Origin of the sequence: Stenotrophomonas rhizophila (assembly GCF_001704155.1) — a bacterium.
Taxonomy (GTDB): Bacteria; Pseudomonadota; Gammaproteobacteria; order Xanthomonadales; family Xanthomonadaceae; genus Stenotrophomonas; species Stenotrophomonas rhizophila_A.
Map to the genome: position 1 here is coordinate 2,205,983 of NZ_CP016294.1, position 14,352 is coordinate 2,220,334.

Annotated in this window: 15 protein-coding genes; 13 read left to right on the forward strand and 2 right to left on the reverse strand. The window is 67.3% G+C overall.

What is annotated here, in order from left to right:
* Position 1 precedes the first annotated feature (1 nt).
* A complete protein-coding gene (locus BAY15_RS09945) occupies positions 2–1,393 on the forward strand; it encodes a metal-dependent hydrolase family protein (RefSeq protein ID WP_083214122.1) in 1,392 nt (463 codons plus the stop codon).
* A gap of 5 nt (positions 1,394–1,398) precedes the next feature.
* Here the strand turns inward: BAY15_RS09945 and BAY15_RS09950 are convergent, their stop codons facing one another.
* The gene (locus BAY15_RS09950; protein ID WP_068851898.1) at positions 1,399–1,773 is read right to left on the reverse strand and encodes a hypothetical protein; all 375 of its coding nucleotides are present in this window, start codon (positions 1,771–1,773) and stop codon (positions 1,399–1,401) included.
* A gap of 238 nt (positions 1,774–2,011) precedes the next feature.
* Here BAY15_RS09950 and BAY15_RS09955 point away from each other — a divergent pair, with 238 nt between their 5' ends.
* From BAY15_RS09955 to BAY15_RS09985, 7 genes are all read left to right on the forward strand, one after another.
* A complete protein-coding gene (locus BAY15_RS09955; protein ID WP_157771715.1) occupies positions 2,012–2,476 on the forward strand; it encodes a hypothetical protein in 465 nt (154 codons plus the stop codon).
* 45 nt (positions 2,477–2,521) lie between these two features.
* Positions 2,522–3,310 (forward strand): CHAD domain-containing protein, encoded by a 789-nt coding sequence (locus tag BAY15_RS09960; RefSeq protein ID WP_068851904.1) that lies wholly within the window; start codon positions 2,522–2,524, stop codon positions 3,308–3,310.
* Between the two features lie 188 nt (positions 3,311–3,498).
* Positions 3,499–6,609 carry a YadA-like family protein gene (locus BAY15_RS09965; RefSeq protein ID WP_068851907.1) on the forward strand — a complete coding sequence of 1,037 codons (3,111 nt, stop codon included), beginning with the start codon at positions 3,499–3,501 and terminating at the stop codon, positions 6,607–6,609.
* 37 nt (positions 6,610–6,646) lie between these two features.
* Positions 6,647–8,419: a S8 family peptidase gene (locus BAY15_RS09970; RefSeq protein WP_068851911.1), complete on the forward strand. Its 1,773-nt coding sequence runs from the start codon at positions 6,647–6,649 to the stop codon at positions 8,417–8,419.
* Complete coding sequence (locus tag BAY15_RS09975) at positions 8,420–8,818, forward strand: protease inhibitor I42 family protein (RefSeq protein ID WP_157771716.1); 399 nt, start codon at positions 8,420–8,422, stop codon at positions 8,816–8,818.
* A 64-nt stretch (positions 8,819–8,882) separates the two neighbouring features.
* A complete protein-coding gene (locus BAY15_RS09980) occupies positions 8,883–11,222 on the forward strand; it encodes a winged helix-turn-helix domain-containing protein (RefSeq protein ID WP_068851918.1) in 2,340 nt (779 codons plus the stop codon).
* Between the two features lie 192 nt (positions 11,223–11,414).
* Positions 11,415–11,801 (forward strand): DUF1622 domain-containing protein, encoded by a 387-nt coding sequence (locus tag BAY15_RS09985; protein WP_068854656.1) that lies wholly within the window; start codon positions 11,415–11,417, stop codon positions 11,799–11,801.
* Between the two features lie 58 nt (positions 11,802–11,859).
* Here the strand turns inward: BAY15_RS09985 and BAY15_RS09990 are convergent, their stop codons facing one another.
* Positions 11,860–12,264: a DUF3693 domain-containing protein gene (locus tag BAY15_RS09990; RefSeq protein ID WP_068851920.1), complete on the reverse strand. Its 405-nt coding sequence runs from the start codon at positions 12,262–12,264 to the stop codon at positions 11,860–11,862.
* Positions 12,265–12,412: 148 nt separating this feature from the next.
* Between BAY15_RS09990 and BAY15_RS19150 the strand changes: the two genes are divergently transcribed.
* From BAY15_RS19150 to BAY15_RS10010, 5 genes are all read left to right on the forward strand, one after another.
* The gene (locus BAY15_RS19150; protein ID WP_157771717.1) at positions 12,413–12,568 is read left to right on the forward strand and encodes a hypothetical protein; all 156 of its coding nucleotides are present in this window, start codon (positions 12,413–12,415) and stop codon (positions 12,566–12,568) included.
* Between the two features lie 100 nt (positions 12,569–12,668).
* Complete coding sequence (locus tag BAY15_RS09995) at positions 12,669–13,601, forward strand: rolling circle replication-associated protein (protein WP_208856140.1); 933 nt, start codon at positions 12,669–12,671, stop codon at positions 13,599–13,601.
* A complete protein-coding gene (locus BAY15_RS10000) occupies positions 13,598–13,876 on the forward strand; it encodes a single-stranded DNA-binding protein (protein ID WP_068851926.1) in 279 nt (92 codons plus the stop codon). Before BAY15_RS09995 ends, BAY15_RS10000 begins: the two co-directional genes overlap by 4 nt.
* Before the next feature lie 4 nt (positions 13,877–13,880).
* Positions 13,881–14,084, forward strand: a complete 204-nt coding sequence (locus tag BAY15_RS10005; RefSeq protein WP_068851929.1) for a hypothetical protein — start codon at positions 13,881–13,883, stop codon at positions 14,082–14,084.
* A gap of 12 nt (positions 14,085–14,096) precedes the next feature.
* Positions 14,097–14,327, forward strand: a complete 231-nt coding sequence (locus BAY15_RS10010) for a major capsid protein (RefSeq protein WP_068851932.1) — start codon at positions 14,097–14,099, stop codon at positions 14,325–14,327.
* Positions 14,328–14,352 lie beyond the last annotated feature (25 nt).

Sequence of the window (14,352 nt, forward strand, 5' to 3'; positions counted from 1 at the left end):
CATGTCGCAACGACTGACTGTCCGGATTCTGGGTGCCTTGGTTTCGATCGGCCTGGCCGCGTCGGCAGGGGCGCATTCGGCATTGCAGCCGGCACCGGAGGGCGATGCTTCCGCGCCGCCGGCGACCGGCGTGGCACCTGCCGCCACGCTGTTCACCAACGTGCGCATCTTCGACGGCACACACGGCCGACTTTCCGCACCCAACAACGTGCTGGTGCAGGGCAACACCATCGCGCGCATCTCGGCCGGTGCGATCGACGCGCCCGGCGCGCGGCGCATCGACGGGCGCGGCCGCACGCTCATGCCCGGGCTTATCGACATGCACTGGCACAGTATGTTCGCCGGCATTCCGATCCAGACGTTGATGACGGCCGATACGGGTTACATCAACATCGTGGCCGGGGCAGAGTCCCGCAAGACGCTGCTGCGCGGCTTCACGACCGTGCGTGACGTTGGCGGCGCGGTGTGGGGCCTGAAAGCAGCGATCGATGCCGGCCACGCCGACGGGCCGCGCATCTGGCCCTCTGGCGCGATGATCACCGTGACCAGCGGCCACGGCGATTTCCGTGAGGCCTCCGACCTGCCGCGCACCGTGGGCCAGCCCGGCTCGCGGCATGACGTACTCGGTGACAGCGCCATTGCCGATACGCCGGACGAGCTGCGGGTGCGGGTGCGTGAGCAGCTGATGCGCGGCGCCAGCCAGATCAAGCTCACCGCCGGCGGCGGCGTCTCTTCCCCGCACAGCCCGCTGGACGTGGTGACCTTCACCGAACCGGAAGTCCGCGCGGCGGTGGAAGCAGCCACCGACTGGGGCACCTACGTGACGGTGCACGCCTACACCCCGGAAGCGATCCAGCGCGCCATCCGTGCCGGGGTGAAGTGCATCGAGCACGGCAGCCTGATGGACGACGCCACCGCCCGCCGCATCCGCGATACCGGCACCTGGCTCAGCACGCAGCCGTTCCCGCCGGAGCTGGCCAACGCCTTCCCGAAAGGATCGGAGCAATGGGAAAAGGCGCAGGAAGTGTTCGCCGGCACCGACCAGACCTACCGCTTCGCCATCAAGTACAAGCTCAAAACCGCCTTCGGCACCGACGTACTGTTTTCCAGTGCGTTGGCCTCGCAGCAGAACCGCATTCTGGCCAGCCTGACACGCTGGTACACGCCGGCCGAAGCGCTGGTGATGGCCACCGGCACCAACGCCGAGCTGCTGGCGTTGTCGGGCAAACGCAGCCCTTATGCCGGGCGCGTGGGGGTGGTGGAGGAGGGGGCGCTGGCGGACCTGCTGCTGGTCGAAGGCGATCCGCTGGCCGACATCAACGTCATCACCAACCCGGATGCCAACTTCAACGTGATCATGAAGGACGGCAAGATCTTCAAGGACGAGCGCTGAGCGGATCAGCCACCGGTGTTCATGCTCATCCCACCGCCTGCTTTGAAGTACAGCACCAGATACACCACGCGCCAGAAAATGAAGGCGTAGGCGCCGCACAGCAGGATCTGCAGGACCAGGTGCGACTTCATGCGGCTTAACCGCCACAGCCCGTCGCAAAGGTTCAGAAGCAGCAGGCTGACCCCGATCGTGACCACCACGTAGCCGGCCACGGTGGGGTTGACCAGGTCGAGGTCGCCCGGCCCCGCGCGAACGACCTCCAGCCCGGCGGCAGTGATCAGCGAGGACACCGCCATGTTGCGCGTGTTCTCGAAAATCAGCCGCAGCACGCCATTGTCGAACAGCTGGACGGCGATACGTCGGAGCAGGGCGGGCAGCATGGGGCATTCCTCGCGGCGTGAACCGGGCTCCGCACAGGGTTGTACCGGGCGCATGAAAAGCGCGTGGAAGAACGGGCCAGTAGATTTACTGAGCGTGCCGGGCGGCAATGGATGTTCGCGCACGCGTCATCGTTGCTGTTAAGTAAGAGTACGCACGATGTCCCCGCGGCTTTACTGATGCGCCGGAACGGGCCCACCGCCAGACTTTGGTCAGGTGATCGCTAGTGGGGCAGGCCCGATGTCCAGACTGACTTCCAATCGTTCCTCCGCTGGCCTGGTGCAGGTGCGCGGCCCGCGCCCGACCGCGCTGTGCGGCATCTCCGATGTGTCTTCCGGCAGGTACAGCCGCCTGCCAGCCGCCCGGCTGGTGCGCTTCGGCGCGGAGGTGCGGGATCCGGAGCAGGCAGCCCAGGCAGGCGACGTATGGGGCGACGCGTCGCGGCAGGCCGGGCAGGCCACTGTCGCCAGTGCCACGCTGGATGCGTCGTATCGTGGACAGGATTTCCATGTAACCGCGTGGCAGCCCCAGGGGAAGCCCGCCTTCGTGTTTGTGGTCGCGTTGAGGGACCAGCGCTGGATCCAGCCGGATGTGGCCGAAGCGGTCGACTTCGACGAGGTGCTGCGCAATGCGGTGGCGTTTGTCGAACGTGTCCTGGATGCCCAGCTGGATCCTGAGAAGCCCGACACGCCGGGGCCGGGCTGAGCGGATTCGATACACTCAGGGCGACGTCATGGCGCGGAGTCACCCATGCTGGCAGATGCACCTGGTGCGGTAGCGCGGGAGCTCCTGGCGCAGGATGGCGCCCGTGTGATGGCGGCGTTGGCTGCCCCCGGCGACCAGAACGAAGGCATCCATGCGGCACGCAAGGCCATCCGGCGCATGCGGGCGGTGCTGGCGCTGCTGGATGAGGATGAGTTCGAGCTCGAGCGGGAGGATCGCTCGCTCCGACGGCTCGGCAAAAGCCTTTCAGCGCTTCGGGATGCGCATGTGGTGGTCGAGGCGGCCAAACGGCTTCAGGCCTTGCACCCCGGTCCCGCGTGGGCGGGGGTGGTGGGCACGCTTGAGCAGAGGCGCTCGGGCATTCTGCAGCGCGCCGCGGCCGTCGACCCCCAATTTGCGCGCAGGCGCAGGACGATCGAGCGCGTTCTGCAGCGGCTTGAGGCCCAGCCATGGGAGCGCCTGCGACGGCGGCACGTTCGGGCCGCGCTCGCACGCAGCGAGCGACGGGTGAAGCGGGCCGCCTCCCGCGCGGCTTCGGACGGTGACGCCGAAGCCATCCACCGTTGGCGAAGACGTGTGCGACGACTGCGCATGCAACTCGATGCCGGGCAGGCGCTCGGCGCGTTCGGCGGGCATGCCAAGGGCCGCGTTGCCAGCAACGGGAGGGCGAAGGCACTGCACAGGACCAGTGATGGGCTGGGCTGGCTTCAGGACCTGCAGATGCTGCGGAACCTGGTCCGGCGGATGCCGGCGGAAGAGGGCAAGGCCGATGTGCTGCTCCAGATCGACCGGCAACGTGACGAGATCAGCCCCTGACCTGCGGTTCCCGCCTATTTGTGTGACGCATCACGCGAGCCGGGATCGACCGCCGGTAGCTGCAGATTTCACCACAATGTCACCCATGTCACCTCAATGACATCAATTTTGGCGTCAATGTCACGACGGCGTCATGCACGGCGACAGCGGATGGGGCGTTCTAGTGGCTTCTCACCCAGAGCCCGCCCATGCTTCCGACCTCACGCACCCTGCATCGCAAAGCGCTGACCGCTGCGCTCCTGTCCGTCCTCACCCTGCCGGCCTACGCCGGCGTGAACTGCCAGCTGGTGGATGCCAGTGGCGCTCCCCTGCCGCTCGACAGCACCGCAACCGGCGACCAGGCACTGGCCTGTGGCACCGGCGCCAACGCCAGCGGCACGGGCAGCACCGCGCTGGGCAGCTGGGTCGACCTGGACGGCGATGGCCTGGTCGACGCCAACGAAGTCACCTGGGGCAAGGGCGTGAACGCTACCGCCGTGGGCGCTGCTGCCCAGGCGCTTGGCGCCAACAGCACTGCCATAGGGGTGCGCGCGGTCACCGTCAGCGATGGCAGCGTGGCGATCGGCAACCAGGCCGGCGCGGTGCATTCGGGTGCGGCAACCACGACCACCTCGCTCTACACCCAGGGCAGCCCGCAGCAGCAGTCCAGCACCACGGTCGCCACCACCCCGTCCGGGAGCAGCGTCAACTCCGTGGCAATGGGCAGTGGCGCCCTGGCGAACGGCAGCAACAACATCGCGCTGGGTACCGGCAGCCGGGTGCGCGCCATCAACGGCAGCGTAACGGTCAGCCAGGACGCCAGCGGCGTCATCACCAAGATCGAGACCCGCAACGAAACGCCGGCACAGAATTCGATTGCGATGGGCAACAATGCCACCGTCAACGGCAACGGCTCCATCGCCCTCGGCAACGGTGCTACGGTCACCGGCGACAAGGGCAACCAGACCAGTTTCGTCAGCGACTGGGGCGGGAGCTTCGCGCAGCTCACCGCGGTCGAGTCGGCGGTCAACTCCATCGCCATCGGCAATGGCGCCACCTCCAAGGGCAACAACAACGTGGTGATCGGCGCCGGTGCGGCCACCGGGGGCGACACGCTCTATACCCCCTTCAGCCCCAACTGGCTGCCCGACCAGAATTCCACCGTCATCGGTGCCGGCGCGCAGTCGGTTCGCACCAATGGCACCGCCATCGGCTACACCTCCATCGCCTACAGCCCGTATTCCAGTGCGTTGGGTTACATGTCCTACGCGCTGGGCACCGGCTCGGTGGCGGTAGGCGGTTGGCTGGACTGGGGGCAGGCCTTCGGCAGTGCGCCGCGTGGTCCGGGCAACATCTCCAATGCTTACGGCAAGGCGTTCGCCACCAGCCTGGGCACTGCCGCGTTCGGCAGCGGCACCTATGCCTTCGGCAACTACGCCACCGCGCTGGGCCCGGCGGCCAGCACCGGCGACCGCGACACCGAGAACCCCGGCCCGACCAGCGTGATCCGCAACTACGACAGCACCGATGCCAAGGTGGTGTCCGGTTCGTTCGCCGGCGGCTTCTTTGCCCAGGCCGCCGGGCGGTCCAGCGTTGCAGTAGGTCGCGAAGCGACGGCCGCCGATGCCGACGCCATTGCCATCGGCACGCAGACCATGGCCTACGGCGTGGCCAGCATCGCGCTCGGCGACCAGGCCACCGCCACCTGGCATCGCAACATCGCCATCGGCGAAAACGCGTATGCCGACGGTTACACCGGCACCGGCAACATTGCGTTCGGCCAGGATGCCAAGACCGCACCGGGTTCGAGCGGCGAGTCCAGCAACGCCATCGCCTTCGGCACCGGCGCGCTGGCGTCGGACACCTCCGCACTGGCCATGGGCACCGCGGCGCAGGCGGTCGGCATGGGCAGCACGGCGCTGGGCTCCAACGCACAGGCATCGGGCGTGTCCAGCGCGGCGGTGGGCGAGGGCAGCCAGGCCAGCGGAGATTCCGCTACCGCGCTGGGTACCTATGCCTACGCTGCGGGCGAATCGGCGGTGGCCGCCGGTACCAATGCGTTCGCCACGGGCAACTACGCGGTGGCGGCTGGTTACAACAGCTACGCTGGCGGCGACGATGCCGTGGCGATCGGCAGCTACGCGGTGGTGGAAACCGCCGGCAGCGTGGCCATCGGCAGCGGCGCCACCGTGTACGGCCTCAACAGCGTGGCCATCGGCATGAATGCGTCCGCCGAGCAGGACAACGTGGTGTCGGTCGGCAGTGCCGGTGCCGAACGCCGCGTGGTCAACGTCGACAATGCCGTTGACGCGACCGACGCCGTGAACAAGCGTCAGCTCGATGCCGTGGTGGCCGATGTGGGCGGCACGATCGGCTCGCAACTCGATACCGTGGCCACCGCACTCGGCGGCGGCGCGGCGGTGAATGCCAGCGGCATCAGCGCGCCAAGCTTCGCCTTCCAGGGCGGGGCGTATACCAACGCCGGCGCCACGTTCAATGCCATCGATGCCGCGTTCAGCGGATTGCAGGGCCGCGTGGCCGTGCTGGAAACCGCAGCGGCAGCACCGGCTCCGACGGCGTCGGAGGTGCCGATGGGCACGGGCGATGGACTGGCCGTAGGCGCCGGCTCCAGCGCCGCAGACCCGAACGACACTGCGGTGGGCAGCGGTGCCCGCGTCGGTGCGGCCAACAGTGTGGCGGTCGGCAGCAATGCCACGGTCGACGCCAGCGCCGACAACGCCGTTGCCGTGGGCGCCGACAGCCATGCCAGCGCCAGCGGTGCGGTCGCATTGGGGCAGGGCGCCGTGGCCGATCAGGAGAACACCGTGTCGGTCGGCAATGCCAGCCAGCAGCGCCGCATCACCCAGGTGGCCGCCGGCACCGCAGGCAACGATGCGGCCAACGTCGCCCAGATGCAGGACGCCGATGCGGCCACGCTGGCCTCGGCCAACAGCTACACCGACACCACGGCCACCCAGACCCTCACCCGTGCCAATGCCTATGCCGATTCGCGACTGCAGGGCCTCAACGACAGCTTCGACCTGCTCCGCAATGACGTCAATGCGCGCCTGAACGCCCAGGACAAGCGCCTGGACCGCCAGGGCGCGATGGGCAGCGCGATGATGAACATGGCCATCAACGCCGCCAATTCGCGCAGCCCACGTGGACGCGTGGCCGCCGGCGTGGGCTGGCAGAACGGCGAGAGCGCGCTGTCGGTGGGCTATTCCAAGGCCCTGAGCGAGCGCGTTTCGATGAGCATCGGTGGCGCCTTCAGCAGCGACGACCGCTCGGCCGGCCTCGGCTTCGGCGTCGACCTGTAATTCCCCTTTCCAGACTCCGCATACCAGGAATCCACCCATGCATTTCCGTCGCTCCGTTCTCAGCCTGCTGGTGGCCGCTGCCTGCTCGCCCGCCTTCGCCGGCACCGTCGACCTGGCCTCCATTGAAGATGCAACGCTGTCGCCTCGTTTCATCGTGACCTACAAGCCCGGCACCGCCGAGCGCACCCAGCCTGCGGCCCGCCAGCGTTCGCTGGACGCCGCTGCCAGCCGTGCCCGCCCGCAGCTGGGCGCCCGCCTTACGAGCCAGCAGGGCAGCGCCGCACTGCAGGTGAAGAGCCTGCGCGCCACCTTCAGTGGCCAGCACGTGGTGCGCGCCTCGCAGCGGCTCGACCGCAGCCAGGCCGAAACCCTGATGCGCGCCATTGCCGCCGACCCCAACGTGGCGTCGGTGCGGGTGGACCGCCTGATGCACGCCGCAGCCGTGCCCAACGACCCGGTGCTGAGCAGCCACCAGATGTGGCATTACGGCACCGGCGCCGGCGGCGCACGGGTCACCACCGCATGGGAATCCGGTGCCACCGGTGCCGGGGTAGTGGTGGCGGTGATCGACACCGGCGCCACCCACCATGCCGATCTGGAAGCGAACCTGCTGCCGGGCTACGACTTCATTTCCGATGCGTTCGTCTCGCACCGCGCCGACGACAGCCGCGTGCCGGGCGGCTGGGATATCGGCGATTACAGCGCGATCAACGAATGCGGCGACGGCTCGCCCGCCAGCAACAGCAGCTGGCACGGCACCCATGTGGCGGGCACGATCGCCGAAGTCACCAACAACAACGTGGGCGGGGCGGGCATCGCCTACAACGCCAAGGTCCTGCCGGTACGCGTGCTGGGGCGCTGCGGCGGCTATACCTCCGACATCAACGACGCCATCGTCTGGGCCGCCGGTGGCCACATCGACGGCATGCCGGACAACACCACGCCGGCCGAAGTGATCAACATGAGCCTGGGCGGTGCGCACGCGTGCGAAGCCGATACCCAGGCGGCAATCAACGCAGCAGTGAGCCTTGGCACCGTCGTCGTGGTGGCTGCGGGCAACGACAACGCGCCCGTCACCGACCACGCGCCGGCCAGCTGCGCCAACGTGATCACCGTCGGTGCCACCGGCTATTCCGGCCAGCGCGCCAGCTATTCCAACTATGGTGCGGGCGTCGACCTGGCCGCGCCTGGTGGCGCCGGCACTGAGGGAAGCCCGAACGGCTACATCTGGTCCACCCTCAACAACGGCACCACGGTACCGGGCAGCGACATCTACGCCGGTTACACCGGCACGTCGATGGCCACGCCGCATGTGGTGGGCGTGGTGGCGTTGATGCAGAGCGTGGCCGCACAGCCATTGACGCCCTCGCAGGTGGAGGGGCTGCTGAAGGCGACCTCGCGCGCGTTCCCGGTCAAGCAGACCCAGCCCAACGGCGCCGGCCTGCTGGATGCGGCCGCGGCGGTCGCGCGGGCGCGCAGCTTCGGCCTGCCGATCGACGGCATCCCGACCAGCCCCGGCACCACGATGCTGCTGCCGGCCATGGACGCCGGCCAGCGCGATCTGTACGTGATCGACGTCGCCCCCGGCAAGGCACGGCTGGAGATCACCACCTACGGCGGTCGCGGCGAACTGCAGCTGCTGGCGGGGTATGAAATGGACCCGCTGCCCAACCAGAATGCGGGCGCGTCCGCACGCCCGGGGGTGAACCAGGCGATTACCGTGCTCAACCCGGCGCAGGGCCGCTATTACCTGGCGGTGAGTGCGACCCAGGCAACCAGCGGCGCGCGGCTGCTGGTCAAGGTGAACTGATTGAAGCGGCGTGCGCTTCCCGCGCTGCTGGTTGGCGCGCTGCTGGGATGCAGTGGAGGCGTGCAGCCACCCGCCACGGGTGGCGTGGCACCGGCAACAATGGCGTTGCCGGTGATCGCGCTGGACCACGGCGATGACGGCCAGGTGGTGACAGTGGCACCCGGCCAACCGCTGGAGGTACGCCTTCCAGCGCATTCAGCCAGCGGCTACCGATGCTGGCTGAGGACGACGCCGGCAGCGGTTCTCGACCTCGAATGGGAGCCGGCCCGCGTGGCCGGCCCCCACACCTGGCGCTTTCGCGGCCTTGCCGCAGGGCAGGGCGAGCTGATGTTCGAATGCGGCCAGGAACTGGCCACCCGAAACCGCCGCATCTACGCGTTCCATGTGCGGATCGACTGAGCATCGGCGGCGTGTGCTGTCGTAGGATGGGGATCCCCCCACGTAGACGAGGCAGGCCAGGTAGATGCGCCTTATCCGGTACCGATTTGGCGAGTTCGTGCTGGACCCAGCCGTACGCGAACTGAGCCGCGCCGGGCATCGGCTGCCGTTGCCACTCAAATCGCTGGAGTGCCTGGTCTATCTGGTGGCCAACCGCGAACGCGCGGTCGGCCGTGATGAGCTGGTGTCGGCGGTATGGGGACGTGCCGACGTGAGCGATACCGTGATCACCCAGACCATGCGCCGCGCGCGCAAGGCGCTGGACGACGCCGGTGACCGCCAGACGATGATCCGCACCGTGCCCGGATTCGGCTACCGCTGGGTAGCCGAGGTGGAAGAACTTGATCCGGCCGCGCTGGCCGTGACATCGACATCTGCGCCCGAGGCGATCGCCGATGTCGAAAGCGCCGATGCGCCCGCGCCCGTGGCGGTTGCCCTTGAGCCTGAAGCGGGCTCCGTCTCCCGGCGCCGCCGCATCTCACGCTGGGTGATCGTGCTGGCCGTTGCAGCCGCTGTTGTGTTGCTGGGCTTCGTCGCCGCGCGGATCATGCATCCGGCCCCATCATCCACCGCTTCCACGGCTGCAACGCAGATGCGCGCAACGGTGCTGCCGGTGCGGGTGGCCGAAGATGAGGCCGATGCAAGCTGGGTCCGCTTGGGGGCCATGGAGTATGCCGCCGACCGCCTGCGCGGCGCGTCGCTGCAGGTGACCCCGACCGAGCAGACCCTGCACCTGGGGGCAGGGCTGGCAGAGAGCGGGGCGCTGGACACCGACACCTTGAAACAACTGCTCGCACGCAGCGACGCACGCTGGTTGATCGTGCCAAGCGCGCAGCGCAGTGGCACGCAGTGGCGGGTGCAGTTGCGCGTGCTCGACAGCGGCAGCGACGTATCGATCGAGGCGGTAGGGGATACGCCCCTGCAGGCCATGGCCGTGGCCACCGATGCCTGGCTGCACCGCATCCAGCGTGCGTCCCCCGACCGCGCCGCGCCCACCGCACTGCAGGAGCGCCTGCGTCGCATCGACGCCGAGCTTGATGCCGGCCAGCTGGACGCGGCGCGCGCACAGATCCAGGCCACGCCGGCATCGCTGCGGGACAGCGCCGCGCTGCAGGTGCGCGAAGGCCAGCTGGAATATCGTGCTGGCCGCATGGCCGACGCGGCGCGGCTGTTCGAGCGCGCCCTGGCGCAGCCGGCCGCCCCCGCCGGCGTGCGCGCCAAGGGGCTGATGGGGCTCGGCGGAGTCGCGCTGCGCATGGGTCACCCGGACCAGGCCCAAGCGCATTACAGCCAGGCGCTGGCCGTTCTGGCCGACGACGCCAGCAACCGCGATACCAGTCTGCTCGGCAACGCCTACAACGGTCGCGGCGTGGCCCAGGTGCAGCAGGGCAACCTGGAAGCCGCCGTGGCCGATCTGGGCCAGGCACGGATCGCCATGCGACGCACCGGCGACGTGGTTTCCGCGGCGATGGTCGGCGCCAACCTGGGCCGCATGGAGGGCATGCGCAACCATTGGCCGCAGGCGCTGCAGGAGTTCGACAGCGCCATCGACGTGTTCGAGCGGTTCCAGGTCAATGACTACCTCGCGGCCACCCTGGCGGCAAAAGCAATGGCGCAGCTGGAGCTGGTGCAGCCCGCACAGGCGCGGGCGACCCTCGCGCGGACCGACGCGCTGCGCGGCGCGCTGGAAGACCCGCAGTTGATTGCCGTGATCCAGAACGCGCGCGCCACCGTCGCGCTGGCCACTGGCAAACTGGGCGACGCCGCGGCCGCTGTTGATGCGCTTGCGGCCACCACGGCGCAGGACCCGTCGGTAACGCGCCTGCGCATGGCCTTGGCTGTGGCCCGTGGCGACGTGGTGGGGGCAGGGCGCTGGGCAGGCGATGCAGGCACTCGACCGGAGGGCCAGGATGCAAGCGTTGCTGCCATTGCCGTGCAGGCAGCGGCCAGCTCGACAGACGCAGCGCGCTGGTTGCGGCCGGAAGGTGCAGGCGGTGCCGCCGCACGACCGGACCCGGCGGACGCCTTTGCCCGAGCGTTCGTGCAGCATCGCTTCGGCGACCGCGCGGCGGCATTGCGTGATGCGCAGGCTGCGCTGGCCATCGCCAATCGCGATGGCAGCCCCAATGACCGGGTCAGGGCCAACCTGTTGCGGGCCCGGATCCTGATGGATGCCGGTCAGATGGACCAGGCCACTTCGGTACTCGGCGAATTGGATGCCTACGCCGCTGTCGATTACCGCGTCGCCTGGCTGGCGGCTGCGCTGTATGGGAAGCGCGGTGACGCCGGTTCCGCGCGGCAGGCCCGGCAGGAAGCGAAGGCGCTTGCGGGTGAACGTGCTCCTGGCGTTGTTCCGCTTTTGTAGCGTCAGACGCGAGCATCCGCCAGGCCACGTAATTTTACTGGGTCGGGCTAGGTATTTAAACGCTGGTTGCCCTGTCCGAACCTCCTCAGGCTAGACACTCGCAAGTTGCGGCTGGATTGCAACGCTTGCCGATTTGGCGCTCGCTGAGGGCGTCCAGTTGCCATGGGAACACTGACCTTCCGGAGCGTTGTCATGCTGAGCGAAGAGGCTGCGATCCATTGGGTTGAATGGTCGGCTCTGGCGATCGAGTTGCTGGCGATCGCGCTGATCGTCGTGACCATCGTGGTGTCGACAGCGGTTTACGTGATCGCCTTGGCCGTGCACCACAAGGACCGCGTGGAAAGCTACGAACGGTTCCGTCGCAGGCTCGGACGGGCGCTGTTGCTTGGTCTGGAAATACTGGTGGCGGCGGACATCATCCGTACGGTTGCGCTGGACAGCACCATGCGCGCAATTCTTTCCCTGGGCCTGCTTGTCATCATCCGCACCTTCCTCAGCTGGTCGGTGGTGCTGGAAGTCGAGGGGTTCTGGCCATGGAAACGCCCCTTGGATCGCACGCCTGCGGGAGAGGAGAAGTAGCCAGGGCGTGGGGCGAGCATGGGGATCGCTGGAAGCGTTTGAGTGCAATGCGCGTTCCCTACGAACACAGCTTGGGGCTTACATAATATACAGAATATGCGATGTCGGAACGTGCAAACCCTTGAATATCAACGGGTTTTGCCTTTGCGATCCCCGGCACGCTGACGCACACCAGCGCGATCACCGCAGCGACCGCGCTCAACCTGTCCAGCATCGATTTCCACATGGCGCGCTCGACCGGGGACTGAGCCCGTTCGGCATGGATTCGTGCCGCCCAGGTCGGCCCATCGAGCTTTGCCATGGTGCAGAGCTGCGCAATTCGCTCATCCGGTACCGGGTATAGCTCCTTTCTCCACGCGCTCACGACGGCGCGAGTGATCCCCAGTTTTTGGCTCAAAACGTTGTCGGACGGGATGTTTGCGGCAGTCCGCACGGCGTCGAGCAGTTCGTTGGTGGCGGTCACGTCTTAGTACCCCTTGACAGTGGTGTCTCAGCGGAACTATACATGCGCCCGTGTCTTAGCAGCGCTAGACACACCCGCCAGCAGCTCCCCTAGACCGCTGGCGGGTCTTCTAGGGGCTAGGGGCAAGGGGCAGGGCATGGAAGGTCTGATGTTCACCGTAGCCGTCGTAGCAGCGGCCTGCGTGCTGATCGGTCTGGCGCGACTTGGGGCGTGGGTACTGGACCGCCGCGAGGAAGACAAAACCCGCGTGATTCGTGACGCTGCTTTCGTTGCCCGCGCGTCGGCGGATATCCGCCGTGACTGACGCCTGCTGCTCCTTCTGCGGCGAATCCACGGTCTACCTGTTCCCCGGTCGGCTGTGCGTTGCTTGCACCAGCAAGAACGCACGCATCCGCCTGGACGCGATGCCGCCGCCGCCGAGCGCCCAGCTGGTCGCGTTTGATGTGTCAGTGGGTCAGATGCAGGCTGCCGCACGCCGCACCGAGATGGCCTCTGAAAGCGTCTCGCGCCACAAGCGCGCCTCTGGCGCGTCCCTGTCGGAATACATGAAAGCAGCGCCGCTCGCGCTGACCCCTGAGGGCCAGCGCGAAGCGCTGGCCCTTGGGCTTGTCCATTACAAAACAAGTGACACCGCGTTGAAGACCGGTCGTCTCTCCATCGAAATTGATCCGCTTTTACAGCGGGCGCAGCGGATGCGGAAGTCCGTCATTACGAGTGCACGCCTTCATGATCAAGAAGCGAAGAAAGGATCGCGCCGTGGCGCGTGGTACATGGTCACGCTCACCTACCGAGACGGAAGCCGTAGCGGCCCTCGTGACGTTAGCGAGCTACTTAAGCGCATGCGCGGCCACTTCAATCGAACTGTCGCTCGGCTCAGACGGCTCGCGGGTCAGGTGTTCCGTTACCTCTGGGTGGGCGAGCTCACCCAACGCGGATGGCCCCACTACCACCTCCTAGTGTGGGTTCCGCAGGGCATGTGGTTTGGTCGGGTCGATACGCGAGGCTGGTGGCCGCACGGCTCGAGCAAGTTCGAACTGGCGCGTAACGCCGTTGGATACATGGCCAAGTACGCCTCCAAGTTCACCAATATCACCGCTGGTGAATTTCCCAAGGGTTTCCGCACACATGGCTGCGGTGGACTCAACGAAGAATCCCGCCGCGAACTGCGGTGGTGGAAGTCGCCCATCTCGGCACGTGATGCGCTCGGCACTGAGGCCGACATCCGTAAGTGCCAGGGCGGGTATTTCGACAAGCTCACCGGGGAGTTCTGGCCGTCCCCATGGAGAGTCACCTTTGCATTCGGCCGGACCATCGCTTGGAAGGTAATCCCACTATGAAAGTTCAGATCCTCGCCGAAACGTTCACCACCCGCAGCTTCCCCGCACGCGACGGCAAAGCCGCTGTCAATTTCCGCGAACAGAAGGCAGCTGTCATTCGTGAAAACGACTTCCCGCTGCCGTTCACCATCGGTCTGGACGACGACCAGCAGCCCTACAAGGTCGGTACTTACGAGCTGTGTCCGACCTCGTTGCAGAACAACAAATTCGGCGGCCTTGAATTCGGTCGTCGCGTTCGCCTGCTGACGCCGTCTCCGGCGCCGGGCCGGGCGTAAAACCATGGCCGTGCTGATCCCCGCGTGCCTTGAATCTGACCTGGACACGGCCACGGGGACCTGCACGGCCGTGATGTGGATTCCTCAACCGGGTTTGCTGCCGGACCTGCCCATTGAGGATGCGCAGTTGATAGGGGCAAAGATCGCGCTCCTGTGGGCTGTGGCGTACACCTTCCGGCTCATTCGCAAAAAAATCCAACAGTCCTAGGAGGACACAGCAATGAAGAAGTTCCTGACCGCCCTGAAGGGGAAGACCGCCGCAGTCGCCACCGTTTCCGCTGCCGCCCTGGCATCGGCACCGGCCTTCGCCTCGGGCGGTGGTGGTGTGGACGTGGGTGACGTGGTTTCGGCCATCAACGGCGCGGCCGCGCCCATCGCCGCCATCGGCGGTGCCGTGCTGACGATCCTCGTCGGTATCAAGGTCTACAAGTGGGTGCGTCGCGCCATGTAACGGCCACCGGGGGGCAGGGCCGACT